Below are 25,916 nucleotides of genomic sequence, written 5' to 3'. Positions count from 1 at the left end.
TCACATTTCTCCTTTTCTGGAATGAGTTTCAATATGCTGCTTTGGTGTCAGTATACGAAGATTATCTAGGTCGTAAACCGCACCGCCTTCACTGATAGGCTTGATGTGATGGATCTCAAACTTCTTCCGTCCACCGACTTGCTCCGAGGGGAGGGCACTTGGTGATAGACCATCTCTCACGTCAATTTTGTTGAGTTGGGTAAACTGATCAATCAGAAATTGGTCATTGGCCACGGCCTTCCAAAATACTCTGCGAAACGCTTTAAAACTCGAAAACTCCCGTCCTCGAAATTTATCCGCAATCTGCATCGGAATCGGCGCTCCTTCTCCCGTCGAGGCTGCACCCAACCAGTTTCCGGAAACTGGTTGTCCGGCGCCACTGGCAACACCGGGATCCTGTCGCCGATCCCTGAACATCGTGAATGTCGGAGGGATGCCGGACTCGATCGGAAAGACGGTGATGAAGCCACCAAATCCGTAGAGATCCAGCTCTGGAAACGGATCGATTCGCCCTGTGTCGGGGGTGACGGTAGCGCCTTCATAGATCGGCAGGTCAGTGTCGATCAGCGGAAATTCCGTTGAAGGATCCTGCGGTTCTACCAGCGGCGTCCAGGTGATGACGGAACCGTTGGAGACGGTGCTGCCGGAAACATAGACATTCTTGCGCGCGTCAAAGTGAGCAAGCTTTACCGGCACGCTGGCGGGTACTGTCACTCCGTCAGTGGTAACAACAACGATCTCTACCCTGTTGCCTATCGTCCTCGAGCCGAGTCTCACTGGCAGGTCGATTTCCCCTCCGACGGCTGCCAGTTCATACAGGTCGGCAGTTGAGTCAGGAGCGAGTTCTGACAGCGGAACACTGACAGAAAAAAGATCACCGTTGCCCAGCCTGGAGGGAACCGCCAGGGCGGCGAACCCGACCAGGATCGGCGCTGCTACTGACGCAAGTGCTGCGATAGCTACGGATACCGCTGCACGTAACGCGGTCCTGAGCGCCAAGTAGGTCGCTGGACTAACGCCGATAGTTCCGAGTGTGCCGGTAAACGTTGGGCCGAATGCCGCCATCGAACCGTAGTGGGCGAATTCGGGATTTTCCCAGCGTGCCTCAGTCTGTGCGTGCCACTGGGCTTTCAGTCGGGCTTGTTCTGCAAGTCGTTCCGGTTCGGCCTGAGCGTCCAGCAATGCCTGCTGTCGCCTTTTTTCCTGGGCGTCCAGCACTGCCTGGAATAGCCTTTCCCGGCGGTTTTTCTCAGCTTGCTGGCGAGATACGTCCTGCTCTGTGCGTAGTGCGTTTTCACGCTGACGTTCTCGCTGCTCTTTTTGAGTTCGGTGTGCTCGCTCTATGCGTAATTTCTCTGCCTCTGCCTCTGCCTCTGCTGCCCGGCGCAAGGGTTCTGCTTGCGCTTCCAGGCGTGCCTGTTCTGCAGCCACTTCGCGTGCAGCTGCTTCAGCGGCAGTTTGTGCTTGTTCCTTGGCAGGACGCCTAGCCTCATGTAGTGCTACAAACCGTGCCCGCTCACGAGCGAAAAAAGCAACCCGCTCTCGGTGTGCAGCATCGGCAATGTCCCTCTGTCGTTGCTGTTCAGCTGCGATCCGGGCGTGCTCGGCAGCTACTCGCTGTGCTTCTTGTTCCGCCAATCGCACCTGTTCAGCGGCCTGCATGGCACTGAGGGTGTGTTGAAGATTGGCTGTTCGCTGGTGGAGCGACTGCAAGGTTTGAGACAGTAATCTGGCATCGATCGCGGCTCTGAGTGATTGATTCAAGGCCTGCATGGCAATGCCATTCGGTCCCGGCCACTTCTCCATCTTCGTGGCTGTGATCATGAATTCATTGATATGCCGGTTAAATGGATCACCTCCATAAAACATATTGGCAGTGGCTGTTTTACTGTGGAACTCTGCAGTTTTACGTTGTGTAAGTTTATTCAGTACCCCTAATTCCCGGGCGACGGATTGCAAAGGTGGAACTGGATCCGTTGGACATTCATGTCGGGTCGCTGCCAGTTCTGCCTCGATGGTTTGCGGTAGTTCGCTGGACCTGGTCTGATATTCCCGCTCCAGCGCCTTGGTCGTATTTATTACGGTGCCTCGATTTTGATTGTAAGTCGAAACACCGGGCCCAAATGGACCTGCTTGCAAACGAGTTCCACTTCTAGGCGGAGGTGTAAAGTGATCGGGTGCGACGCCTACTGTATGTATAGGTGTGGTTATTTCGAGAAAACCTGGCCTCGAGTTATTTCCCTGTGGCGGTTTTGGTGGTTTTTGCATATTCATATCCTTTTGAATTTGCGTGCTGTTTAAGATGTAAGTTTTGTTGGCGTGTATGCACTGCCAACAGTTTTTATCGTGCCATTTCAAGTTACAGCTAATCGAAAAGTAATGGGTCTGAGAGGCGTGTGGGCTTTTGCACATAAACTTGAGAGGCGTTTCGATAAGGCGGGAATACAGGCGAGATTGTCCTCTGAGTAAGAAGATGTTTCTTATGCGGTTACAGGAAATGTCTTGTAGGACTTGTTTTAAACATCTAGTAAAAGGGCTGGCACCACAAAACCACCGCCCATAAAAAAGGCCGCTGCATACGCAGCGGCCAAAGTAAGACGATTGATCAAGGAGCAATAAACCAACGTCAGTGAACACAGGGCGATGAGTCGAATAGCTTCAATTCATCTGAAATCTATCGCCAATGACGTGGACGGGACACTCGCCATTGCTTCCTGCTTTCCGGCCGTTTGCCGTGAAAGCCCGGCAAGAATAAGGCCTTGAGCCAAAAGGAAAAATAGCGATTCATGACATGAACTGTTGCAGCATGAGTAACAGTGGCAACAAGCCCCGCCCACACGCCATGCGCTGCGTTGATAACCCCCCATCCAGCCCATCCATAAGCCGCGCAAAACGCCGTCCCATCCGGGCATTCATCCTTTGGAGCTACATCGCGAATACCTCCTTGGTGCGCTTATCGCTCCCAACGTGCGGCAGTAGGGTGGGGCCTTCTGTCACTCACCGGGGAAGACGCATGACAAAAACAACAATGCGCGCCATCTTCACGCCGCAAGCGCTCGCCGCTGCGGTTGCCTTGGGTTGCTGCGCCCAGGCGCAGGCTGTTTCATTCAACATCGGGGAAATCGAGGGGACTTTTGACTCTTCGCTATCCGTCGGCGCGAGCTGGGGCATGCGCGATGCCGACAAATCCCTGGTGGGGGTCGTCAATGGCGGGACCGGCCAGTCTTCGACCGGGGATGACGGGCGGCTGAACTTCAAGAAGGGCGAAACCTTCTCCAAGATCTTCAAGGGCATTCATGACCTCGAACTGAAGTACGGTGACACCGGGGTGTTCGTGCGTGGCAAGTACTGGTACGACTTCGAACTCAAGGACGAGGATCGTGAATTCAAACAGATCAGTGACAGCGGTCGTAAAGAAGGCGCCAAGTCCTCCGGGGTGCAACTGCTCGACGCCTTCGTCTATCACAACTATTCCATCGCCGAGCTGCCGGGCACTGTGCGCGCCGGCAAGCAAGTGGTCAGCTGGGGTGAAAGTACCTTCATCGGCAACTCGATCAACAGCATCAACCCGATCGACGTTTCAGCGTTCCGTCGTCCTGGCGCCGAAATCAAGGAAGGCCTGATTCCGGTGAACATGTTGTTCGCCTCGCAAAGCCTGACCGACCAACTCTCGGTGGAAGGTTTCTATCAACTGGAGTGGGACCAGACCGTCGTCGACAACTGCGGCACCTTCTTCGGCAACGACGTGGTGGCTGACGGCTGCAACAAGAATTACACGGTTGCCAGCCCGGCGATCGCACCGTTGCAACCGATCGCTGCAGCGTTTGGCCAAGGCTTCGAAGTCAGTCAGGAAGGTGTGGTCGTACCGCGCGGTGGTGACCGCGACGCCCGCGACTCCGGGCAGTGGGGGACGGCGCTGCGCTGGCTCGGCGACGACACCGAGTACGGTTTGTACTTCATGAACTATCACAGCCGTAGCCCGACGGTCGGCACCACCACTGCCGGCCTGACAACGCTGGCACGGATCCCGGCCATCGTCGGTGCCGCCAACAGAATCGCGCCCGGTACCGGGTCTGCACTGGCTCAGAGTGTGATGCTCGGACGCGGCCAGTATTACCTTGAGTACCCGGAAGACATCCGTCTCTACGGCGCGAGCTTTTCCACCACCTTGCCTACCGGCACGGCGTGGACCGGCGAGATCAGCTATCGCCCCAACGCTCCGGTGCAAGTCAATACCAACGACCTGACCCTGGCCTTGCTCAACCCGATCGCAGGCGGCGCGGCATCGCCTATCGCGACCACGCCAGGTGCCGACAACAAAGGCTACCGCCGCAAGGAAGTGACGCAGATCCAGAGCACCCTGACGCACTTCTTCGACCAAGTGCTGGGCGCCCAACGGCTGACTCTGGTTGGCGAAGCGGCGGTGGTGCACGTCGGTGGCCTGGAGTCGCGATCCGAATTGCGTTACGGCCGTGACTCGGTCTATGGCCAGTACGGTTTTGGCGGCGATACCGACGGCTTCGTCACCTCGACCTCCTGGGGCTACCGCGCCCGGGCGATCCTCGATTACGCCAACGTGATCGGCGGGATCAATCTCAAGCCCAACCTGTCCTGGTCCCATGATGTCGCCGGCTATGGCCCCAACGGGCTGTTCAACGAAGGCGCCAAGGCAGTCAGCGTCGGCGTCGATGCCGACTACCGCAACACCTATACCGCGAGCCTCAGTTACACCGATTTCTTCGGCGGTGACTACAACACCCTGGAAGACCGCGACTTCCTGGCGCTGAGCTTCGGCGTGAACTTCTGATCTGGCTGAGAAGGATGATTTTAATGCGCAAGATGATTCTGCAATGCGGCGCCCTGGCCTTGAGTCTGCTGGCTGCCAACGTGATGGCGGCGGTCTCGCCCGAAGAAGCCAACAAGCTTGGCAGCAGCCTCACGCCGCTGGGCGCCGAGAAGGCCGGCAATGCCGACGGCTCGATCCCGGCCTGGACCGGCGGCATCCCGAAAAACGCCGGCGCGGTGGACAGTAAAGGTTTCCTGGCTGACCCGTTCGCCAGCGAGAAACCACTGTTTACCATCACGGCCGCGACGGTCGACAAGTACAAAGACAAGTTGTCGGAAGGTCAGGTGGCGATGTTCAAACGCTACCCGGAAACCTACAAGATCCCGGTCTACCCGAGCCACCGCACCGTGGCCCTGCCGCCGGAAATCTACGAGTCGGCCAAACGTAGCGCGCTGAACGTGAACAGCATCAACGAAGGTAACGGCCTGGCCAATTTCACCGGCAACCGCTACTACGCCTTCCCGATTCCGAAGACCGGCGTCGAGGTGCTGTGGAACCACATCACCCGCTATCACGGCGGCAACCTGCGCCGCATCATCACTCAGGTGACCCCGCAAACGAACGGCAGCTACACGCCGATCCGCTTCGAGGAAGAGATCGCCGTACCGCAACTGATGAAGGAACTGGACCCGGAAAAAGCCGCCAACGTGCTGACCTTCTTCAAGCAGTCGGTGACGGCACCTGCGCGTCTGGCGGGTAACGTGCTGCTGGTGCACGAAACCCTCGATCAGGTGAAAGAGCCGCGTCTGGCGTGGATCTACAACGCCGGCCAGCGCCGTGTGCGTCGCGCACCGCAAGTGGCTTATGACGGGCCGGGCACTGCCGCTGACGGCCTGCGCACGTCCGACAACTTCGACATGTTCTCCGGCGCACCGGATCGCTACGACTGGAAACTGGTCGGCAAGAAGGAAATGTACATCCCTTACAACAGCTACAAACTCGACTCGCCGAGCCTCAAGTACGACGACATCGTCAAGGCCGGGCACATCAATCAGGACCTGACCCGTTATGAGTTGCACCGGGTCTGGGAAGTGATCGGTACGGTCAAGCCGAGCGAACGGCACATCTACGCCAAACGCCACATGTACCTCGACGAAGACAGCTGGCAAGTGGCGCTGGCAGACCATTACGACGGTCGCGGTCAGCTGTGGCGAGTAGCCGAGGGTCACGCTCAGTATTACTACGATCACCAGACTCCGGCCTACACCCTCGAAGCGCTCTACGACATCATTGCCGGCCGATACATTGCCCTGGGAATGAAGAACGAAGAGAAGCACAGTTTCGAATTCGGCTTCGAAGCCAAGGCCGCCGACTACACCCCATCGGCCTTGCGCGCCGAGGGCGTTCGGTAAGGGTTTTGATACATCGACAGTACAAAAGGCGACCGGGTGGTCGCCTTTTTTATGGGTGCCAATCAGCGTGCTGAATACTTCTCAACAAGTGGGTTGGAGAGGGCTAGGGTTGCCGGACAATTATAAAAAGGCACGCCGCAATGACCGCCATGATCCCGTGTCTGGACCGTTCTGGATTCCTTCCCCGTCTGTCCACTCATCACCAGTCGCGGGCTCGCCTGACCGAGCCGTTACTGACCTCCACGGCCCGGGTGAAATTACTTTGCGCACCGGCCGGCAGTGGCAAGACAGCGCTGCTCGCCGAATGCCTGTTGCAGGCGCCAACCCAGTGCCGGGTGCATTGGTTGCCATTGTCTGGCGTGGCGTCGAGTGCGGCGCAGTTTCGTCATAGTCTGGCAGAGACGCTGGGGCTGACTACGTCAGGTGAATACGAGTTGCTGGGGTATCTGTCACGATTGCAGACGCCAACCTGGCTGTTTCTCGATGACTATTGCCGCGTCCCGAACCCCGAGTTGGACTTGCTACTGGATCGCATGCTGGCGGTCAGCAGCCCGATGTTGACCTGGTGGCTGGGCACCCGCCGTCGGCCGCAATGCAACTGGCCGCGCTTGCTGCTTGATGATGAGTTATACGAATGCGAGCACTCTACGCTGGCGTTCAATCAAAGTGAGATCGCCAGGTTGTTGCGGCATTTGGCACCGGCCGAGGCCAATACTGTCGCCGGCAAGATCATCCAGCGCAGTGGTGGCTGGTGCGCCGGCGTACGGATTGCGTTACTGCAAAAGTGCGACTGGTCACAAAACAACGCGCTACATGGCCGAACGAACACCTTGCTCGATTACCTGGAGCACGAGTTGTTCACCACGCTGACCCCGGAGCTGACGGAAGCCTGGCGCGTACTCGCCCATTTACCTCGATTCAATGCAAGGCTGTGCGATCACCTGTTTGGCGCGGGTGAGGGTGCGCAATGTTTGAGAGCGCTGCAGGAGTTGGGTTGCTTTATCGAACCGTGGAAGGACTCCGCAGACTGGCTGCAGATTTTCCCACCGCTCACTCAGTTGATGCGCGATGAGCAATGGCCGGCAGGACGTTCCTGGCATCGTCGTGCCTGCCAGTGGTTTGCCGCCGAACTGGATTGGAAAGCCGCCTTCGAACAAGCGCTGCTGGCTGAAGAGTTTGAGGTCGCCGTTAGCCTGTTGCAGCACTTCAGTTTCGAGCATTTGTTCGAGGAGCAAACGGTGGTGCTGTTGTTGCGTTTGCATGAGCAGCAGGGCGAGGAGCTGACGCTGGGCAGCCCGCAATTGGTCGGACTGATTACAGCTGCGCTGTTGTTCGCCGGACGTTTCGAACAGGCGACTGCCTGCATCGCTCATTTGGCGCATTTCACGCCTCAACCCTCGGCGGTGCTTCAGCGTCAACTGATTGCCCGTTGGCAGGCCCTGCAGGGTTGGTTGCTGCATTTACAGGGACGAATGGAGTCTTCGCGCGCGCACTTTCTTGACGCGTTGAGCGCGCTCGATCCCGACTGTTGGACGGCGCGCCTGATGTGTTTGTCCGGTCTGACGCAACAGGCATTGCTAAGGGGTGAACTCGACGTGGCGCAAGCCCACAACCGCGAGGCGCTGTGCCTGGCGCGTGCGCAAGGATCGCTGGTGTTCGAGGGCCTGATGGAGCTCGATCATGCGCAATGGCTGGAGCAGCGTGGTGCCCCGGCTCGCGCCGAGAGTTTGTTGTTCAACATACATGAACAGCTCTGCCAGCAGGCCGACCGGCCCGCGCCGTTGCTTGGGCGTATCGCTTTGCGACGTGGGCGACTGGCGTTAACCATGGGCCATGTTGAACACGCACGCGAGTGCTTTCAGCGCGGTCTCGAGTTGTGTCTGCGCAGTCACGACAAGCGTGTGTTATTTGGATTTCTTGGTCTCGCGCAACTGGCGGCCAATCAGGGTGATTACACTCAGGCGTTTGTCCAATTACGCGATGCTGAACGGCTGATGCAGCAGCGGCAAATTCCGGACACCGTCTATCGTGGCGTCCTCTTGCAGGTCAGCAGTCAGTTCTGGTTGCAGCAGGGGCGACCGCAACTGGCCCATGAGGCACTGACGCGGGTACTGCGTCATTATTGTGGGCCGCAGGCTCGCCAGGCACCCCCGGCAACACTGGAGCTTATTCCGCGGATTGAGTACCTGTTGATTCTGGCCGAGGTTTATCTGCAACAGCTCGGCAACGCCGCAGCGTTGCTTCAAACTCTGATCGACAATGCGCACGCCAACGGAATGTTCGCCCTCGAAGCGGAGTTGCATCTGGCGCGGGCCGAAGTGATCTGGCTTCAGGGTGAATCGCATCTGGCCGCTGCAACTTTGCAAGAAGGAGAGCAAATGATCAGCCGTTGCCAAGGGCGGCAAGCGTGGCGCGAGTTGCAGTTGCGACAACCCCAGTGGCTGCGTACATCTGCAGCGGAGGTGTCGATCACCGAACTGTCTGTTGAGGCTCACAGCTCCAGTCCCCTCAGTAAACGAGAACTTGAAGTTTTGCAGTTGATCGCACAGGGCAACTCCAATCAACAGATTGCCGATGTATTGTTCATCTCGTTACATACAGTAAAAACTCATGCCCGTAGAATTAATGGAAAGTTGGGAGTTGAACGCAGAACGCAAGCTGTGGCCAAGGCTAAGTTGTTAGGTGTGTGCTCGTAAAGGTCGTTTGTATTTGATGGTTGTTTGTATGTGCTTGTTCTGTGTATTTTTGTTTCTGGTAATAAGTTGTTCGCTTCTATAATGTTTTGTGCTTTTTGATCTGTGTTGCTTTGCATCGTTCTGGAATAAGTTTTCGCTAAGTGTTTTGACATCGTGTCAGGCATAAACGTGTTAACAAAGGACGATGAGTATGAACAGTTTATTTAATGGAAAGACGTTAATTGCCGATGCAAGCCTCTGGTGGCTGGACGGAATAACTCAGAATGATCGCGAGCACTATTTAAGTCAGGAAGAACGGCTGGTTGCGAGTGAGAGTGAGTTGAAAAAACAGTTAGGGCACTTCAGCTCGCTCAAAGACTTTGCCCGTAGTATTGTCAATCAGAACATTAAGTTGGAGTTTGACCAGGACCGGGATGCCGATGAAATTGTGTGTAATGCCCGTTATACATTCCAGGTGGGAGGGCGGACGATCGAGCAGGAAGATACTCGCACCCTGACCGAGCAATTCATCTACGGCCTTTACGAGGAGGGGCAAAGGGCCAAACTCGTATTCACGGGGGACGGACTTCCCGCCGAGCTGAATCAGCAATGGTTTGAAGAGATGATGAGCGCCGATGCCCGGGCTGCCTACGGTGCCCAGTTTCGTTCTCGGTATCAGCGTCAAGAAGTCATGCATGCCTTGAAGAACGTCATGATCGAGCGCCTGTTTCTGAGTGCGACGGCGGCTCGCTATCAGGGGCACATCAACGACGAGAACTTCGAACGGATTGTCTCCGCCGTGCGCGGCGACCAGGCATACACCATTGATGGCGTGCGGCTCATCGACAACACGCGTGCGCTTGAGCAGTTGATTCTGGTTGCAAGACGCGTTGATAACGACGGTTTCTTGCTGTATGCGCCAGGCTCGCCAGGTGGACAGGACTGGTACGAATGCCAGGATCTGTATCGAGTAGGCATGCGGGTTGGCGAATGGACAAAAGAGGGCAAAGGTCGGGACTACCTCACCTTGCAGTCCCACGCTGTGGATCGAGAAGCCATTGCCACCTATCTGAAACAGGTCGAACGTTTGCCGAGTACCTGGAAGGGAGTGAGCCTGGTTGCATCGCCTTTCAAAGGCGCTGAAGTACTGACCGCCATCATTGAAAACATTCGCGCCTGGCGAGTGGCCGAGGAAGAGTCCCGGACACCCTACCTTTATCGCGCTGCTTCCGACGCTCGACGCCAGAACTTTGCCCGCACTCGGTGCGAACTCAAGGCCTTGCAGGTCATTGCCACTCGTGAAGGCGGTTTCATTCCCTATGACAAGTTCTGCTTCGATCTGATTAAACAGCGTATCGAGCAAGTGCTGGCTGAAAGGGGGGAGCGGGCAACGGTCAATCCTGATCGCCTCTTTATATCCGTCAGTCCGCAGTTAGGTATGACGCTGACCGAACTGATCAGCACCGAAACGCATTTTTACGCGGATGAAAAACAAACGCCTTGGAGCTATCCGCGATTTACCCTGGAACATGATCATCCGCCGATCAGCAAACTTGATATCCGGGATATTGCCGGCTGGTCGCGCACACTGCGCCCGGGCGAAAAGTACATCGAAATGCTGCGTTCGACGCATTTGAATAGAAGCCATCCCGAGGGTGCGCTTAAACGAATGGTTCACCTGGAAGTCCACCGCCGCCAAATGAAAGTGGGGGTGATGCAGGAACGTTTTAACGGTCGTTTGACTGCCGAGCAGTCTCGGGAACTGATGACTGTGATTGAAGCCCTGGAAAAAATTGACACGCGATCGATGAGTCCCATAGGTGAATATCCGAGTGAAGTTCGCTACAGCGCAACGTTCAAGTTTCATTTGCGAGACAAACTGGTGGTCGGCGTATACGTTTTCCGATTGGTCATTGGTGGTCGGATTGAGGAGTTCCTGTATACACCTGACGCACCTGACGGCCGACTGATTCGTCCGCATTCAGAATTTGTATCCGCCATCAAGAAGCTCAAATTCGGCAACTATTTCTATGACCGGGTTCGTAATAAGGATCAGCAGGTGGTGCGTACGTACATCACCGATCTGGAAGAGCTTGGCAATGAGGCCCCGGTTCTGCGACGCGACAGTCGCGTCAGAGACTTGGGCAGCAGTTATGACGATCTGATTAATCGCACGATTTCCGATATCGATGAAAAGACCGAAAGCCTTGACGAAGTCATCTTCAAGCTGGTGTTCGAGGCGGTGCAGGCTGCGGCCACCGTTGTCAGCGTGGTGATTCCGCCGGTGGGCATTGCACTGAGTGTGGTGTTGTTCACCAAAAGCACTCTGCAAGGTGCCGAAGCCTATAACGACGGGGATCGCGCCACTGCGGCAAAGCATTTTCTGGATGCTCTGATCGAACTGGCGTCGCTGGGTAAAGCCGGTTACAGCTGGGGCCAGCCAACCAAGTTGCAGAAGACCTTTATCGAATTGGCGGGCGATATGTATTTGGTTCAGAAGTTTTACAGCCAGGCGACCCGGCATCAGAGTTTGCCTTCACGGGCGCTCGAGGCCATTAAAGCTATTCTCGATGATCCACAAGCCCTCGACAGCAGAACTCGTCTGCTGTAACGGCTGAGATATTCCTCCCTTGTATTCATCGATAAGGAAATTGGCGTAAGACGTTAAATTCCATCGTGCTGCACAACATCTCGTGTCAATGAATCCGGGATCGGTTCATACCCCATCCGCCAACTAACGGCCCGCGTCGCAGCCAACAACCGCTGCGCTGCCGGGCCGTTTTCATCGGCGTGAAACAATGAAGTCGGGCCGACAATGGTCAGCACTGCGGCGACCTGTCCGACCGCGTTGAACACCGGCGCTGACAACGCATCGACACCGGGCATCAGCAAACCATGTACATGATGCAGACCGCGTTCGCGGATCTGCTCGCATAACGCTTTATAGGCCTGATCATCCGCCAGCGCATGTGAAGCGCTGCTCTGCAGTTCCTGCTCACGCAAGTCCACGGTTTCACGCTTCGGCAGATAGGCACCGAACACCAGCCCCGTCGACGAACTGAGTAACGGCAATACCGAACCCAATTGCGTCACCACCGTCACCGCGCGCACCGCCGGCTCGATGTGCACCACCGTCGCACCCTGATTGCCCCACACCGCTATAAAGCAGGTTTCATTCAGATCGTCACGCAACTCGGCCAGGGGCAGGGCGCCGACTTTCAGCACGTCCATGCTGTTGAGTGCGGCGAGTCCGACGCGCAAGGCTTCGCGCCCCAGACCGTAATGGTTGGTGGCAGCATTCTGTTCAGCAAAACCGCTGGCAATCAGCGCCTGCAAATAGCGGTGAACCTTGCTCGCCGGCATCTGCACATGTTCGGCCAGGCGCGACAGTGAAGTCGATGGCGACAGCTCGGCAAGCGCCTTGAGGATGTCGGTGCCGACCTCGGCCGAGCGGACTTTCTGTTTATCGTTGCTGCGCGGCGTTTCCATGGAGGCGGTCTGATCCCGGGACGAATGGGCGTCTTTATAGCTTGACGGTCAATACCAATCAAATTACGTTAAGCGTAATCGAATTACGATAAAAATAACCCAGGCGTGCCGAGACCTCTTCAATGGAGCAACGGGCCATGCCAACTCCCTGTTCAGGAGGCTCCATGAACCTCGATTCAACGGCGCCCGAGCTGGCTTATCAGTCCGGCTTCGGCAACGAATTCAGCAGCGAAGCGCTGCCCGGCGCACTGCCCGTCGGCCAGAATTCCCCGCAAAAAGCGCCTTACGGTCTCTACACCGAATTGTTCTCCGGCACGGCGTTCACCATGGCCCGCAGTGAAGCGCGGCGCACTTGGATGTACCGCATTCAGCCGTCGGCCAATCACCCGGCGTTCGTCAAACTGGATCGGCAACTGGCCGGCGGTGCGTTGGGTGAAGTGACCCCCAACCGTCTGCGCTGGAATCCGCTGGACATACCAACCGAGCCAACCGATTTCATCGACGGGCTGGTGAGCATGGCCGCCAACTCGGGCGCGGAAAAACCGGCCGGGATCAGCATCTACAGTTATCGCGCCAACCGCTCCATGGAGCGCGTGTTTTTCAACGCTGACGGCGAACTGTTGCTGGTGCCCGAGTTGGGACGCCTGCGCATCGCCACCGAACTCGGCGTGCTTGAACTGGAGCCACTGGAAATCGCCGTACTGCCACGCGGTCTGAAATTCCGCGTTGAACTGCTCGACCCGCAAGCTCGCGGCTACATTGCCGAAAACCACGGCGCGCCGCTGCGTCTGCCGGACCTGGGTCCGATTGGCAGCAATGGCCTGGCCAACGCGCGGGACTTCCTGACCCCGGTTGCGAATTACGAAAACCTCAAGCAACCGACCACGCTGGTGCAGAAATTTCTCGGCCAGTTGTGGGGCTGCGAACTCGATCATTCGCCGCTGAACGTGGTCGCCTGGCACGGCAATAACGTGCCGTACAAATATGACCTGCGTCGCTTCAACACCATCGGCACGGTCAGTTTCGATCACCCGGATCCGTCGATCTTCACTGTCCTGACGTCGCCGACCAGCGTCCACGGTCTGGCCAATCTGGACTTCGTGATCTTCCCGCCACGCTGGATGGTGGCCGAGAAAACCTTCCGGCCGCCGTGGTTCCACCGCAACCTGATGAACGAATTCATGGGCCTGATCAAGGGCGAGTACGATGCCAAGGCCGAAGGCTTCGTGCCCGGCGGCGCGTCCTTGCACAGTTGCATGAGCGCCCACGGCCCGGATGGCGAAACCTGCACCAAGGCGATCAACGCCGAACTCGCGCCAGCGAAAATCGACAACACCATGGCCTTCATGTTCGAGACCAGCCAGGTGCTGCGCCCGAGCCGTTTCGCCCTGGATTGCCCGCAACTGCAAAACAACTACGATGCCTGCTGGGCCACGCTGCCCGCCACTTTCGACCCGACCCGGAGATAACCCATGACTCAGACTTCCCTCACTCGTAGTTGGGTTGCCTCCGCCAACGGCCATGCTGATTTTCCTCTGCAAAACCTTCCGCTGGGCGTGTTCAGCGTGAAGGGTTCGGCACCGCGCAGTGGCGTGGCCATTGGCGAACATATCTTTGATCTGGAAGCTGCACTGGACGCCGGGTTGTTCGATGGCGTCGCAAAAACTGCAATCGAAGCCACCCGTGGCGGTCAGCTGAACGCGTTCTTCGAGCTGGGCCGCGAGGCTCGCGTTGCCTTGCGCGAACGCCTGCTGGAACTGTTCAAGGAAGGCAGCACGCTGCACGGCAAGATCGAAGCCCAAGGCGCAAAACTGCTGCCACTGGCGGCGAATTGCGAAATGCACCTGCCAGCGAAAATCAACGACTACACCGACTTCTACGTCGGCATCGAGCACGCGCAGAACGTCGGCAAACTGTTCCGTCCGGACAACCCGTTGCTGCCGAACTACAAGTACGTGCCGATCGGTTATCACGGCCGCGCTTCGACCATTCGCCCGTCGGGCACCGATGTTCGCCGTCCGAAAGGCCAGACCCTGCCGGCCGGTCAGACCGAGCCGACGTTTGGTCCGTGCGCGCGTTTGGATTACGAACTGGAGCTGGGCATCTGGATCGGTCAGGGCAACGAGATGGGCGATTCGATCGCCATCGGTGACGCCGCCGATCACATTGCCGGTTTCTGTCTGCTCAACGACTGGTCGGCGCGGGACATCCAGGCCTGGGAATACCAGCCACTGGGGCCGTTCCTGTCGAAGAGTTTCATCACCAGCATCTCGCCTTGGGTGGTGACGGCCGAAGCGCTGGAGCCGTTCCGTCGTGCTCAACCGGCACGTCCGGAAGGCGATCCGCAGCCGCTGCCGTATCTGTTCGACAAACGTGATCAAGCCGCCGGTGGCTTCGACATCGAACTGGAAGTGCTGCTGCTCACCGAAGGCCTGCGCGAGCAAAAACTGCCGGCCCATCGCCTGACCCTCAGTAACACCAAACACATGTACTGGACCGTGGCGCAAATGGTCGCGCACCACAGCGTCAATGGCTGCCAGTTGCAGGCCGGTGACCTGTTCGGTTCGGGCACCTTGTCGGGCCCGGAAAATGGTCAGTTCGGTAGCCTGCTGGAAATCACCGAGGGCGGTAAAAAGCCGATCGAACTCGCGTCTGGCGAGGTGCGTAAGTTCCTTGAGGACGGCGACGAAATCATCCTGCGTGCCCGTTGCACCCGCGAGGGTTTTGCCTCCATCGGTTTCGGCGAATGCCGCGGCAAAGTGCTGCCGGCGCGCTAAGAGGATCGGGTCATGGAACTCTATACCTACTACCGTTCGACTTCGTCCTATCGGGTGCGTATCGCGTTGGCGCTCAAGGGCCTGGATTACCAGGCGCTGCCGATCAACCTGATCGCGCCGCCCGGTGGTGAACATCGACAGCCGCCGTATCTGGGCATTAATCCGCAAGGCCGGGTGCCGGCCTTGCGCACCGACGAAGGTGAGCTGTTGATCCAGTCGCCGGCGATCATCGAATACCTGGAGGAACGTTATCCACAGGTGCCGCTGCTCTCCAAAGACCTCGCCGCTCGCGCCCATGAGCGTGGTGTGGCGGCAGTGATTGGCTGCGACGTGCATCCGCTGCACAACGTCAGCGTGCTCAATAAACTTCGGCAGTTGGGGCACGATGAACCGCAAGTGATGGAGTGGATCGGGCTCTGGATCAGCCAAGGGTTGGCGACGGTGGAGCAGTTGATCGGCGATGAGGGATATTGCTTTGGTCTGACGCCTGGGCTGGCGGATGTGTACCTGATCCCGCAGCTGTACGCGGCCGAGCGCTTCAGCATTTCACTTGAGGCATATCCGCGGATTCGTCGAGTGGCGGCGTTGGCGGCGACGCATCCGGCATTCATCAAGGCGCACCCGGCGAATCAGCCAGACACCCCTTAACACCTCGCACCGCCCTTGTAGGAGCAAGGCTTGCCCGCGAAGAACGATAACGCGGTATGCCTGATGGAGCGAGTCGTCTGCATCGCGAGCAAGCTCGGCTCCTACAGGGGGGTTAGTGGACGATGGAGTTTGGCGGCAGGTGCCCTAATCGCTCAGTCAGGCGAATCCGCTGGATCGGATCGTCACTGAGCAGCAGGGCATGCTCCAGGTCAAAGCGCTCGGCGTTCGGGCAATCCAGTCGTTGATAGAGGCTGGCCCGGGCCAGGTAGTCGGAAGCGTTGGCGTTGCCCAGTTCCAGCACACGTTCAGCGTCGATCAGGGCGCCAATGTAGTCATCGTTGGAAAGGTGTAACTGACGCAGGTTGCGCGACAGCCGCTGCAGCATTTGCACCGGCTCGGCGGTGAGCAAATGTTCGGCGCTGAGTTTCATGTTCGGGCCGTACTGGCGTTGCAGCAATTCCCGGCAGTCGTTGGGGTACAAACGACGCCCGCCGCAAGGGTCGAGCAGGTGATCGGCGCCCTGTACCCGCAGCAGGAAATGCCCGGGGAAGTTGACGCCAACCATGGGGATTTCCAGACCTTTGGCCAGTTCCAGGGCAACCAATCCCAGACTCAGCGGCTGCCCGCGTCTGCGTTCCAGCACTTTATTGACCAGCGCGACTTGCGGACGCAACGGCGTGGAGTCGTCCTGAGCGAATCCCAGGTCATTCATCCGCCGTAATAACGGCTGGGCCAACTCGCTGACCGGCAACATCGGCAAGCCACAACTGACCCGCTGTTGCAGGTCCTTGAAATCGTGCAGCACCGCTTCGGGATTGACCTCACTGTCGTGTTCAGCGGCAATCCATAGCGCCGCCTCGAACAGCGCGGGCGGTGAACGTTGCAGACAGTCGAAGAAACGTTGGCGGGGGGTCATCAAAATCTCCGGGTAATGCCTCGTTTTAGCCCCGTCTCCGCCATTCGTCCAGTACCGGACATAGGCGGTTGCAGGTTATGTCCGAAAGGCTGCTTGGCGGCGTCGCTTATTCCGGTGCGCTTCTGCAATTTTCGGGCGCAAGCCTATACTGGCGACTACAAGAAGTGATTCGGGAGCCCTACGATGTTCGCTCTCATGCAAAGCACTCGCCTTGAATCCCTGCATCTGAGCGTCGATTCGGTCACCGGGTTGAAGGCGGTCATTGCCATTCATAACAGCCGTCTGGGGCCTGCCCTGGGCGGGTGTCGTTATCTTGCCTATCCCAGCGACGAGTCTGCCGTCGAGGATGCGGTGCGCCTCGCCCAAGGCATGAGTTACAAGGCGGCGCTGGCCGGCCTGGCTCAGGGCGGCGGCGTGGCGGTGATTGTTCGCCCGGTCCATGTGGAAAACCGCGCCGCGCTATTCGAAGCCTTTGGGCGTTGCATCAATCAGCTCGACGGCCGCTACATCACCGCCATCGACAGTGGCACCTCGGTGGCGGACATGGATTGCATCGCCCAACAGACCCAGCACGTCACCAGCACCACCTCGGCAGGCGACCCCGCACCGCACGCGGCGATGGGCGTGTTCACTGGCATCCGTGCCACCGCCATGGCCCGGCTGGGCAGCGATAATCTCGAAGGCCTGCGAGTGGCGATTCAAGGGCTCGGCAACGTTGGTTATGCCCTCGCCGAACAGCTGCACGCCGCCGGTGCCGAACTGCTGGTCAGCGACATCGATCACGGCAAAGTGCAACTGGCGATGGAGCAACTCGGCGCCCATCCGATCGCCAACGACGCGCTGCTCAGCACCCCTTGCGACATTCTCGCGCCCTGCGGCCTCGGTGGCGTGCTCAACAGCCACAGCGTGACGCAACTGCGCTGCGCAGCAGTGGCCGGTTCGGCGAACAATCAACTGACCCATCTGGAAGTCGCCGATCAACTGGAACGGCGGGGCATTCTGTATGCGCCGGACTACGTGATCAATTCCGGCGGGCTGATCTACGTTTCGCTCAAACACCGCGGCGAAGAGCTGTCGACTATCACCGCACACCTGTCGAAAATCAGCTCCCGGCTGACCGAAGTCTTCGCCCATGCTCAAGCGGAAAAACGCTCGCCGGCCCGGGTGGCTGACGAGTTGGCGGAGAAAGTGCTGTATCGATGAGGTTGAACCGATGAAGGAGTGAGGGCCTATCCGGCAGACTTGCTCCCAAGGCCTGGCGCCACAAGCGTCAGGCCTGACTGACGCACGCTGACGCGGCGTGCCAGGAGCTCCTGTAATGCCTCACAAGGTTGAGCTGCCTTACACCCGTTTTTTATCCCCCGAAGGTCAATTGCTCGGCGAACTTCCCTCTTGGGCCGACGATTTCAATCTGTTGACGCGCCTTTATCGGCAGATGGTCCTGACCCGCCTTTTTGATCAGAAAGCTGTCGCCCTGCAACGCACCGGGCGCATCGGCACTTATGCGCCGACGTTGGGCCAGGAAGCCATTGGCGTCGCCGTCGGCAGCGTGATGCACGCCGAAGACGTGCTGATTCCGTATTACCGTGACACCGCCGTGCAGTTGATGCGTGGAGTGCGCATGGAAGAAATCCTCCTGTACTGGGGCGGCGACGAACGCGGTAGCGACTTTGCCGAACCGGCGGCGGCCCAGGACTTTCCGATCTGTGTGCCGATTGCCACCCAGGCCCTGCATGCCTGTGGCGTTGCCAGTGCATTCAAAATCCGCGGCGAGCATCGGGTCGCCGTCACCACCTGCGGTGATGGGGCCACCAGCAAAGGTGATTTCCTCGAAGCTCTCAACGTCGCCGGTGCCTGGCAGTTACCGGTGGTGTTCGTGGTCAACAACAACCAATGGGCGATCTCGGTGCCACGACGGATTCAGTGCGGCGCCCCGACGCTGGCACAGAAAGCGATCGGTGCCGGGTTCCACGGTGAGCAGGTCGATGGCAATGACATGCTCGCGGTTTACGACCGAGTACAAGTGGCCCTCGAACGGGCGCGTCACGGTAAAGGTCCGGTGTTGCTGGAATGCCTGAGCTACCGCCTCGGCGACCACACCACCGCCGACGATGCCACACGCTACCGGCCGGCGGACGAGGTCAAGCAAGCCTGGCTCGAAGAACCGGTCAAACGCCTGCAACGTTTCATGGTCGGCCAAGGCGTGTGGGACGAAGGCCGCGAACAGACGCTGATCAGCGAATGCCAGGGCCTGGTGCAGCGCGCTGTGGATAACTTCGAAGCGGCGGGTATTCAGGCGCCCGAATCGATCATGGATCACGTTTACGCCCAATGGCCGGCGTCCCTCGCCGGGCAGCGTGAAGAGTTGCTCGAACGGGCGGCGCGCCGCGCGGGAGATTCGAGCCATGAGTAATGGCAAAGTCACGCTGCTGGAAGCAGTGAATCTCGCGCTGCATCGGGCGATGAGCGAAGACGAGAACGTCATCGTTCTCGGTGAAGACGTCGGGGTGAATGGCGGCGTATTTCGCGCGACTCAAGGGTTGCGCGACAGCTTCGGCTTCAAGCGAGTCATCGACTCGCCGCTGGCCGAAACCATGCTCGGCGGACTGGTGGTCGGCATGGCTGCTCAGGGCCTGAAACCGGTGGTGGAAATTCAATTCATGGGTTTCATCTACGCCGCCATGGAACACCTGGTGTCCCACGCCAGCCGCATGCGCAATCGCACACGTGGGCGGATCACATGCCCGATGGTGATGCGCACGCCGATGGGCGCGGGGATTCGCGCGCCGGAACATCACAGCGAAAGCACTGAAGCCTTGTTCGCGCACATTCCAGGTCTGCGGGTGGTGATTCCGTCATCGCCGGCACGGGCCTATGGCTTGTTGCTGGCGGCCATCGATGACCCGGACCCGGTAGTGTTTCTCGAACCGACCCGGCTCTATCGCATGAATCCGCAAAGGCTGGTGGATGACGGTAAACGCCTGCCGCTGGACAGCTGTTTCACCCTGCGCGAAGGCAGTGACATCACGCTGATCAGCTGGGGCGCCAGTGTGATGGAAACCCTGCAAGCCGCCACCGCACTGGCCGAGCGGGGCGTCTCGGCGGAAGTGATCGATGTCGCGAGTATCAAGCCGCTGGACCTAGACACGATGGAAGCCTCGGTGCGCAAGACGGGTCGTTGCGTGATCGTTCATGAAGCGCCGCGCTCCTGCGGTGTCGGGGCGGAAATCGCCGCGACTCTCTATGAGCGGGTGTTGCTGGAATTGCAGGCACCGATCCAGCGAGTCACTGCGCCGGACATTCCACCGCCGCTGTATCGACTGGAATCGCTGTACATGCCCAACGTCGAGGACATTCTTCAGGCCTGCGACAACGTTCTTCACTTTGCCTGAACCCAAGGAGGCTGCGATGAAATATTTCAAACTGCCGGATCTGGGCGAAGGTTTGCAGGAGGCGGAAATCGTGCGCTGGCACGTCGCGGTCGGCGATACCGTCAAGGCCGATCAACTGCTGGTGTCGGTGGAAACCGCCAAGGCGCTGGTGGATATCCCCGCCCCCTACGACGGCGTGGTCGCAAAACTCTTTGGCGGTGAGGGCGACATCATTCACGTCGGTGAACCCTTGCTCGGTTACGAAGGCGAAGCCGATGCGGGCACCGTAGTGGGGCGACTCGAAGGTGGCGGCAGCAGTCAGGAAGACTCGTTTTTCATCGGCGCTGCCCCCTCGACCCGAGAACACCTGGCAACTCGCGCCACGCCGGCCGTGCGGCAACTGGCCCGGCAACTCGGCGTGGAGTTGAGCGGGTTGACGGGCTCTGGCCACGAGGGGCTGATCACCCGCACGGATGTGGAAAACGCGGCTCACACTGAACTGTATCGCTTCGGCGGCGAACGGTTGCGCGGTGTGCGGCGCAGCATGGCGCTGAACATGGCCCGGTCCCACGCCGAAGTCGTGCCCGTGACGATTTTCGGTGACGCCGACCTGCATCGCTGGGGGCAGGCGCGCGAACCGCTGATTCGTCTCGCCAAAGCGATGGCGGCCGCGTGCGCCGTGGAACCGGTGCTCAACAGCGCCTTCGACGGCAAAAGCCTGTCGCTCAAACAACACGAACGGCTCGATCTGGGCATCGCCGTGGACACCCCGGACGGCTTGTTTGTGCCAGTGTTGCGCGATGTCGGTCATCGCACCCCGGCTGACTTGAAGGAAGGCGTCATGCGATTGAGGGCCGACGTGCAGGCGCGATCGATTCCGCCCAAGGAAATGATGGGCGCAACCCTGACGTTGTCGAATTTCGGCACCTTGTTCGGTCGCTACGCCAACCCGGTGGTGGTGCCGCCGCAAGTGGCAATCCTCGCCGCTGGCGCGATCCGCGACGAACCGGTGGCGGTCGATGGCGCGGTGGTGGTGCATCCGGTCCTGCCGCTGTCCCTGACCTTCGACCACCGCGTGGTGACGGGCGGCGAGGCGGCGCGTTTCTTCAGGGCGCTGGTCGAGGCGCTGGAACAACCCGAAGCTTAGGTTTTTCGCGGGCATGAAAAAGGCCCTGAGTCATTTGACTCAGGGCCTATTCAATTCGGGCGTTGCTTACTTGGCAGCCTTGAGCGCTTTAGCTGGCTTGGTCGGCTCAGCGCTCGCGACTTCAACAGGTGCAGGTGCCTCAACGGGTGCAGCCTTTTCAACGACTTCAGCCGGCGCATTGAGCAATTCGGACAACGCGTCCGGCTGGCTCTTGAACGCTTTGGCAAACACATCGCGGTTCTTCGCCATGTAGATCCCGGCTTCTTCCACTTGCTGCTCGGTCAGGGACGGAACGGCTTTTTGCAACACTTCAGCCAGCAACTCGGCCAGTTCGAGCATTTTGTCATGACGGTCAGCTTCGGCTTTATCCATGAACAAGCGCTCCAGATCTCGGCTGCTGCGGTATACCACTTCGACGGCCATTCACCACCTCACATGCCTTCACATTAAGTTGTCTTATTCGACCACTGTATTTATATACAGCGAAAAGGATAAGCGAATCCCTGCGCTTTGGGTAGTGGCTTTTTAATGTAGACCGAAATCAGGGTTTGTCAGCCCGATCAGCCAAACCGGGTGCGACCAAACGCCACGGAGCGTGTTTTAGAGCACCTCGCCATCATGTGGCAGGCGCCTCTGGCCTTTTTTCTGCATGCAGAACAACCGTCACGTCAAACCCGCATCATCCGCTCGAATCGAGCTAAGGAAGAATCATCGTGAAAATCAACTGGGCCGAGAATCTGCGGCAGAACGTGCATCAACTGGCCGAGTCTCTGGGCAACCTGTTCGTCGAGACCTTCCACTACCTGGCGCTGTTCGCCATCGGTGCAGTCACCGCGTGGGCGGCGGTGATGGAATTTCTGGGGATGATCGAAGAAGGGCACATCAAGATCGATGACATCTTGCTGCTGTTCATCTACCTGGAACTGGGGGCGATGGTCGGGATTTACTTCAAGACCAACCACATGCCGGTGCGCTTCCTGATCTACGTGGCGATCACTGCGCTGACGCGACTGTTGATCTCCAACGTTTCGCACCACAACCCGCCGGATATCGGCATCATCTACCTGTGCGGCGGGATTCTGCTGCTGGCGTTTGCGATTCTGGTGGTGCGTTACGCCTCGTCGCAATTCCCTTCGGTGAAGATCGAACACCCGCAACGCAAGATCGGTACGGGTTCCGGTGAGCATCCCGAAGTGGAGAAGGGAGAGATTTAAAGCCGCATGGCTGGCCGGCTGTGGCCCTTGACGCGTGGCGGCGGCAGGTTGTGATTGTCGCCGTCGGTCATGGCTTCGAGGATAGCCACGGCGCTGTGGCCCTGTTCGATAGCAATGCCGAATTGAATGCTTTGCACCAGGCGTTTGAGGCGCTGGGGGTCATTGCGTTGTTCGGCGCTGATCATCCGTTTGGCGACCACGTGGCCGCTGTTGGACAGGGTCAGCATGATGCTGCCGTCCAGACCCTGAATGCTCAGGTTGATCTGATAATCCGCTGCAAAAGCATCGGTAATGAGCTGAAAGGGGTTGTCCATGATGCGTCACCGCCTGATTGAACGTGCAGTTGTTGACCCGCCGTGATCGGGATTAGTTCGCAACACCAGACCACCGGCACGTCGCTCGCTGAGGTTTTCAAAAGTCCTTTTGTCTCAGATAGGACTTAGCAAGGGCCATGCCGGGAAAAGTGTCGAACAATGAATACGGCAAAAAACAAGGCGGGCGCCGCGATCCGTGTAGCAGCTGGCGAAGCCTGCGTTCGGCTGCGAAGCAGTCGTAGAACCTGAGTTTGCGGTCTTCCTGAAACACCGCATCGCCTGATTTCACGACTGCTGCGCAGCCGAACGCAGGCTTCGCCAGCTGCTACAGCCCGCCTTCTTTTTGCCTGCCCGTTTCAGGGCATGAATGAGTAGATGATCGCAGACAGTGCAATCAAACCGATCAACACCACGAACACGTTCGAGGCCTGACCCGAGTACTGGCGCAAGGCTGGCACGCGGCGGATGGCGTACATCGGCATCAGGAACAACAGGCACGCGATGATCGGCCCGCCGAGGGTTTCGATCATGCCGAGGATGCTCGGGTTGAACGTCGCCACGGCCCAGCAGCTGAGGATCATGAACAGCGCGGTGACGCGGTTCAGCCAAATGGCAGACATCACCCGGCCACGGCCGCGCAGGCTTTTCACGATCAGGCCCTGAAAGCCTTCGCTGGCGCCGATGTAATGGCCGAGGAAGGACTTGGTGATCGCCACCAGCGCAATCAGCGGTGCGGCGTAAGCGATGACCGGGGTCTGGAAGTGGTTGGCCAGGTACGACAGGATCGAGATGTTCTGCGCCTTTGCCGCCGCCAAATCAGCCGGGGACAGGGCCAGTACGCAGCTGAAGCAGAAGAACATCACCGTCACCACCATCATCGCGTGGGCGATGGCGAGGATGCCGCTGCTTTTGCGTTCGGCTTGCTCGCCGTAACGCTGTTTCTGGTCGACGGCGAAAGCGGAAATGATCGGCGAATGGTTGAACGAAAACACCATCACCGGGATCGCCAACCACAACGTCTTGAAGAACAGGGGCATCGGCATGCCTTCACTGGCGGTGGCGAAGAACGCGCCGTTCCAGTTCGGGATCAGGCTCAAACCGAGCAGCAGCAAGGCTGCCACAAACGGGTAAACCAGCACGCTCATGCATTTGACGATGACGCCCTGGCCGCAACGGACGATGGCCATCAGACCGAGGATCAGCATCAGCGACAGAATCGCCCGCGGTGGCGGGGCGATGTGCAGCTGATGTTCCATGAAGCTGCTCAAGGTGTTGGTCAGCGCCACGCTGTACACCAGCAGAATCGGGAAGATCGCAAAGAAATACAGCAGCGTGATCAGCTTGCCGGCACCGATGCCGAAGTGTTCTTCCACCACTTCGGTGATGTCCCCGGAGCGCCCGGACAGCACGAAGCGGGTCAGGCCGCGGTGGGCGAAGTAAGTCATCGGAAACGCCAGCACTGCCAGGATCAGCAGCGGCCAGAAACCGCCTACACCAGCGTTGATCGGCAGGAAAAGCGTGCCGGCGCCGATGGCTGTGCCATAGAGGCCGAGCATCCAGGTGGTGTCGTGTTTACTCCAGCCTTTGTGGGTTATTTCGCTATTGCGTGTCAGGTCTACAGCAGGATTATCGGCAGCAGGTGTACGTACATCGGTCATCGTTTGGCCTCGTTATTGTTCTTGCTCGGGCTCACGTGTTGCGGACGGTCAGGGAATGCTCCTCAGCACTCCACCCAGCTCACCGCCAGGCCGCCCCGTGAAGTCTCTTTGTATTTGTCGTGCATGTCGGCGCCGGTATCGCGCATGGTGCGGATCACCCGGTCCAGGGAAATGAAGTGTTTACCGTCGCCGCGCAGGGCCATTTGTGTGGCGTTGATCGCCTTCACGGCAGCGATTGCGTTGCGCTCAATGCACGGCACTTGCACCAGGCCGCCAACCGGGTCGCAGGTCAGGCCGAGGTTGTGTTCCAGGCCGATTTCGGCGGCGTTTTCCAGTTGCTCGGGCGTGGCGCCGAGTATGTCCGCCAGACCGGCAGCGGCCATGGCGCAGGCGGAGCCGACTTCGCCCTGGCAGCCGACTTCGGCACCGGAGATAGAGGCGTTTTTCTTGCAGAGAATGCCTACGGCGGCAGCGCCCAAAAAGAACGCCACCACGTCATCGTCCGACGCGTCCGGATTGAATTTCATGTAGTAATGCAGCACCGCCGGAATGATCCCCGCCGCGCCGTTGGTCGGCGCCGTGACCATGCGCCCGCCCGCTGCGTTTTCTTCATTCACGGCGAGGGCAAACAGGTTCACCCATTCCATGGCCGACAGCGTGGAGGTGATGACATTCGGCTTGCCGATTTCCAACAGGCTGCGGTGCAATTTCGCCGCGCGACGCGGAACATTCAGACCGCCGGGCAGGATGCCTTCGTGACGCAGGCCTTGCTCGACGCATTCGCGCATCACCGACCAGATGTGCAGCAAGCCCTGACGGATTTCGGCTTCGCTGCGCCACGCCAATTCGTTGGCCATCATCAACTCGGAAACCCGCAGGCTGTGCTGATTGCAAAGCTTGAGCAATTCGGCGGCGCTGGAGAAATCGTACGGCAGCACTACATCGCTGGTGGGCGCGATACCGGACTCGGCTTCGGCCGCTTCGATGATGAAACCGCCGCCGATCGAGTAGTACGTTTGCTCCGACAACTCGCCGGTTTCGCCAAAGGCTGTCAGGGACATGGCGTTGGGGTGGTAGGGCAGGCTCTCGTCGAGCAGCAGGAGATCGCGTTGCCAGTTGAAGGCGATGGTGTTTTTGCCGGCAAGGGACAGTTCACCGGTTTCGCGAAGGGTCTGGATTCGACTGTCGATGGACGTGGGATCAATGCTGTCCGGCCACTCGCCCATCAGGCCCATGACACAGGCGCGGTCGGTGGCGTGACCGACGCCGGTCGCCGACAGCGAGCCATAAAGTCGGATTTCTACGCGCCGTACGTCGGCCAGCAATTGTTGGTCAATCAGGGCTTGGGCGAAGGTCGCAGCGGCGCGCATCGGGCCGACGGTATGGGAACTGGACGGACCGATGCCGACTTTAAAGAGATCGAAAACACTGATAGCCATGCTAAAGCCTATACAAGCAATGGAAGAGGAATCGCTGCCATTTTTGTAGGACAAGCGCAATGTCGGCGAT

Annotated in this window: 18 protein-coding genes and 1 pseudogene; 12 read left to right on the top strand and 7 right to left on the bottom strand. The window is 58.7% G+C overall.

The genetic code is table 11. From position 1 onward, the window contains the following. On the bottom strand, window positions 1-2,139 hold the full coding sequence (locus ACYZUA_RS27055; protein WP_461961313.1) for an S-type pyocin domain-containing protein: 2,139 nt from the start codon (window positions 2,137-2,139) through the stop codon (window positions 1-3). 874 nt (window positions 2,140-3,013) lie between these two features. Here ACYZUA_RS27055 and ACYZUA_RS27050 point away from each other — a divergent pair. The 4 genes from ACYZUA_RS27050 (at window position 3,014) to ACYZUA_RS27035 (ending at window position 11,484) form a co-directional block, all read left to right on the top strand. Then, window positions 3,014-4,807 carry a DUF1302 domain-containing protein gene (locus ACYZUA_RS27050; RefSeq protein WP_461961312.1) on the top strand — a complete coding sequence of 598 codons (1,794 nt, stop codon included), beginning with the start codon at window positions 3,014-3,016 and terminating at the stop codon, window positions 4,805-4,807. A gap of 23 nt (window positions 4,808-4,830) precedes the next feature. Further along, window positions 4,831-6,198: a DUF1329 domain-containing protein gene (locus tag ACYZUA_RS27045; protein WP_461961311.1), complete on the top strand. Its 1,368-nt coding sequence runs from the start codon at window positions 4,831-4,833 to the stop codon at window positions 6,196-6,198. Between the two features lie 140 nt (window positions 6,199-6,338). Further along, complete coding sequence (locus tag ACYZUA_RS27040) at window positions 6,339-8,894, top strand: LuxR C-terminal-related transcriptional regulator (protein WP_461961310.1); 2,556 nt, start codon at window positions 6,339-6,341, stop codon at window positions 8,892-8,894. A 190-nt stretch (window positions 8,895-9,084) separates the two neighbouring features. Further along, window positions 9,085-11,484, top strand: coding sequence for a dermonecrotic toxin domain-containing protein (locus tag ACYZUA_RS27035; protein WP_461961309.1), 2,400 nt, complete (start codon window positions 9,085-9,087; stop codon window positions 11,482-11,484). 53 nt (window positions 11,485-11,537) lie between these two features. On the opposite strand, the gene ACYZUA_RS27030 is transcribed toward ACYZUA_RS27035, so the two are convergent. Further along, window positions 11,538-12,362, bottom strand: a complete 825-nt coding sequence (locus ACYZUA_RS27030; RefSeq protein ID WP_461961308.1) for an IclR family transcriptional regulator — start codon at window positions 12,360-12,362, stop codon at window positions 11,538-11,540. A gap of 164 nt (window positions 12,363-12,526) precedes the next feature. Here ACYZUA_RS27030 and hmgA point away from each other — a divergent pair, with 164 nt between their 5' ends. From hmgA to maiA, 3 genes are read left to right on the top strand one after another with little or no spacing between them, the layout of a single operon-like run. After that, on the top strand, window positions 12,527-13,831 hold the full coding sequence (hmgA, locus tag ACYZUA_RS27025) for a homogentisate 1,2-dioxygenase (RefSeq protein WP_461961307.1): 1,305 nt from the start codon (window positions 12,527-12,529) through the stop codon (window positions 13,829-13,831). Window positions 13,832-13,834: 3 nt separating this feature from the next. Then, window positions 13,835-15,139, top strand: a complete 1,305-nt coding sequence (gene fahA, locus ACYZUA_RS27020; RefSeq protein ID WP_461961306.1) for a fumarylacetoacetase — start codon at window positions 13,835-13,837, stop codon at window positions 15,137-15,139. Window positions 15,140-15,151: 12 nt separating this feature from the next. Continuing rightward, window positions 15,152-15,787 (top strand): maleylacetoacetate isomerase, encoded by a 636-nt coding sequence (maiA, locus tag ACYZUA_RS27015; RefSeq protein WP_461961305.1) that lies wholly within the window; start codon window positions 15,152-15,154, stop codon window positions 15,785-15,787. A 112-nt stretch (window positions 15,788-15,899) separates the two neighbouring features. Here maiA and ACYZUA_RS27010 read toward each other — a convergent pair whose 3' ends face one another. Then, on the bottom strand, window positions 15,900-16,703 hold the full coding sequence (locus ACYZUA_RS27010) for a SirB1 family protein (RefSeq protein WP_461961304.1): 804 nt from the start codon (window positions 16,701-16,703) through the stop codon (window positions 15,900-15,902). Between the two features lie 183 nt (window positions 16,704-16,886). On the opposite strand from ACYZUA_RS27010, the gene ACYZUA_RS27005 reads away from it, so the two are divergent. The 4 genes from ACYZUA_RS27005 (at window position 16,887) to ACYZUA_RS26990 (ending at window position 21,221) form a co-directional block, all read left to right on the top strand. Then, on the top strand, window positions 16,887-17,906 hold the full coding sequence (locus ACYZUA_RS27005) for a Glu/Leu/Phe/Val dehydrogenase family protein (protein WP_056743244.1): 1,020 nt from the start codon (window positions 16,887-16,889) through the stop codon (window positions 17,904-17,906). 115 nt (window positions 17,907-18,021) lie between these two features. Further along, window positions 18,022-19,116, top strand: coding sequence for a pyruvate dehydrogenase (acetyl-transferring) E1 component subunit alpha (gene pdhA, locus ACYZUA_RS27000; protein ID WP_461961303.1), 1,095 nt, complete (start codon window positions 18,022-18,024; stop codon window positions 19,114-19,116). Further along, window positions 19,109-20,095, top strand: coding sequence for an alpha-ketoacid dehydrogenase subunit beta (locus tag ACYZUA_RS26995; protein WP_461961302.1), 987 nt, complete (start codon window positions 19,109-19,111; stop codon window positions 20,093-20,095). Before pdhA ends, ACYZUA_RS26995 begins: the two co-directional genes overlap by 8 nt. 16 nt (window positions 20,096-20,111) lie before the next feature. Further along, window positions 20,112-21,221: a dihydrolipoamide acetyltransferase family protein gene (locus ACYZUA_RS26990; RefSeq protein ID WP_461961301.1), complete on the top strand. Its 1,110-nt coding sequence runs from the start codon at window positions 20,112-20,114 to the stop codon at window positions 21,219-21,221. Window positions 21,222-21,389: 168 nt separating this feature from the next. Here ACYZUA_RS26990 and ACYZUA_RS26985 read toward each other — a convergent pair. Further along, window positions 21,390-21,644, bottom strand: a pseudogene (locus ACYZUA_RS26985) (YebG family protein); the annotation flags it as partial. 290 nt (window positions 21,645-21,934) lie between these two features. Between ACYZUA_RS26985 and ACYZUA_RS26980 the strand changes: the two are divergent. Next, window positions 21,935-22,435 carry a phosphate-starvation-inducible protein PsiE gene (locus ACYZUA_RS26980; protein WP_149418212.1) on the top strand — a complete coding sequence of 167 codons (501 nt, stop codon included), beginning with the start codon at window positions 21,935-21,937 and terminating at the stop codon, window positions 22,433-22,435. On the opposite strand, the gene ACYZUA_RS26975 is transcribed toward ACYZUA_RS26980, so the two are convergent. The 3 genes from ACYZUA_RS26975 to ACYZUA_RS26965 form a co-directional block, all read right to left on the bottom strand. Beyond that, window positions 22,432-22,749, bottom strand: a complete 318-nt coding sequence (locus tag ACYZUA_RS26975) for a DUF3509 domain-containing protein (RefSeq protein WP_008150633.1) — start codon at window positions 22,747-22,749, stop codon at window positions 22,432-22,434. The two genes, ACYZUA_RS26980 and ACYZUA_RS26975, sit on opposite strands and share 4 nt — an antisense overlap. Window positions 22,750-23,105: 356 nt before the next feature. Then, on the bottom strand, window positions 23,106-24,407 hold the full coding sequence (locus ACYZUA_RS26970) for a serine/threonine transporter (RefSeq protein ID WP_461961300.1): 1,302 nt from the start codon (window positions 24,405-24,407) through the stop codon (window positions 23,106-23,108). A gap of 62 nt (window positions 24,408-24,469) precedes the next feature. Then, a complete protein-coding gene (locus ACYZUA_RS26965) occupies window positions 24,470-25,846 on the bottom strand; it encodes an L-serine ammonia-lyase (protein ID WP_461961299.1) in 1,377 nt (458 codons plus the stop codon). Window positions 25,847-25,916: the final 70 nt, after the last annotated feature.

It is taken from the genome of Pseudomonas sp. LS2P72, assembly GCF_054897865.1.
This window is presented reverse-complemented; position numbering and strand designations above follow the sequence as displayed.

Coding starts and splice junctions, on each gene's coding strand:
- ACYZUA_RS26995 (WP_461961302.1), top strand. CDS start 19,109: ATGAGTAATGGCAAAGTCACGCTGCTGGAAGCAGTGAATCTCGCGCTG.
- ACYZUA_RS27045 (WP_461961311.1), top strand. CDS start 4,831: ATGCGCAAGATGATTCTGCAATGCGGCGCCCTGGCCTTGAGTCTGCTG.
- maiA (WP_461961305.1), top strand. CDS start 15,152: ATGGAACTCTATACCTACTACCGTTCGACTTCGTCCTATCGGGTGCGT.
- ACYZUA_RS27050 (WP_461961312.1), top strand. CDS start 3,014: ATGACAAAAACAACAATGCGCGCCATCTTCACGCCGCAAGCGCTCGCC.
- pdhA (WP_461961303.1), top strand. CDS start 18,022: ATGCCTCACAAGGTTGAGCTGCCTTACACCCGTTTTTTATCCCCCGAA.
- ACYZUA_RS27030 (WP_461961308.1), bottom strand. CDS start 12,362: ATGGAAACGCCGCGCAGCAACGATAAACAGAAAGTCCGCTCGGCCGAG.
- ACYZUA_RS26965 (WP_461961299.1), bottom strand. CDS start 25,846: ATGGCTATCAGTGTTTTCGATCTCTTTAAAGTCGGCATCGGTCCGTCC.
- ACYZUA_RS26990 (WP_461961301.1), top strand. CDS start 20,112: ATGAAATATTTCAAACTGCCGGATCTGGGCGAAGGTTTGCAGGAGGCG.
- ACYZUA_RS27035 (WP_461961309.1), top strand. CDS start 9,085: ATGAACAGTTTATTTAATGGAAAGACGTTAATTGCCGATGCAAGCCTC.
- hmgA (WP_461961307.1), top strand. CDS start 12,527: ATGAACCTCGATTCAACGGCGCCCGAGCTGGCTTATCAGTCCGGCTTC.
- ACYZUA_RS26975 (WP_008150633.1), bottom strand. CDS start 22,749: ATGGACAACCCCTTTCAGCTCATTACCGATGCTTTTGCAGCGGATTAT.
- ACYZUA_RS26970 (WP_461961300.1), bottom strand. CDS start 24,407: ATGACCGATGTACGTACACCTGCTGCCGATAATCCTGCTGTAGACCTG.
- ACYZUA_RS27040 (WP_461961310.1), top strand. CDS start 6,339: ATGACCGCCATGATCCCGTGTCTGGACCGTTCTGGATTCCTTCCCCGT.
- ACYZUA_RS27005 (WP_056743244.1), top strand. CDS start 16,887: ATGTTCGCTCTCATGCAAAGCACTCGCCTTGAATCCCTGCATCTGAGC.
- fahA (WP_461961306.1), top strand. CDS start 13,835: ATGACTCAGACTTCCCTCACTCGTAGTTGGGTTGCCTCCGCCAACGGC.
- ACYZUA_RS27010 (WP_461961304.1), bottom strand. CDS start 16,703: ATGACCCCCCGCCAACGTTTCTTCGACTGTCTGCAACGTTCACCGCCC.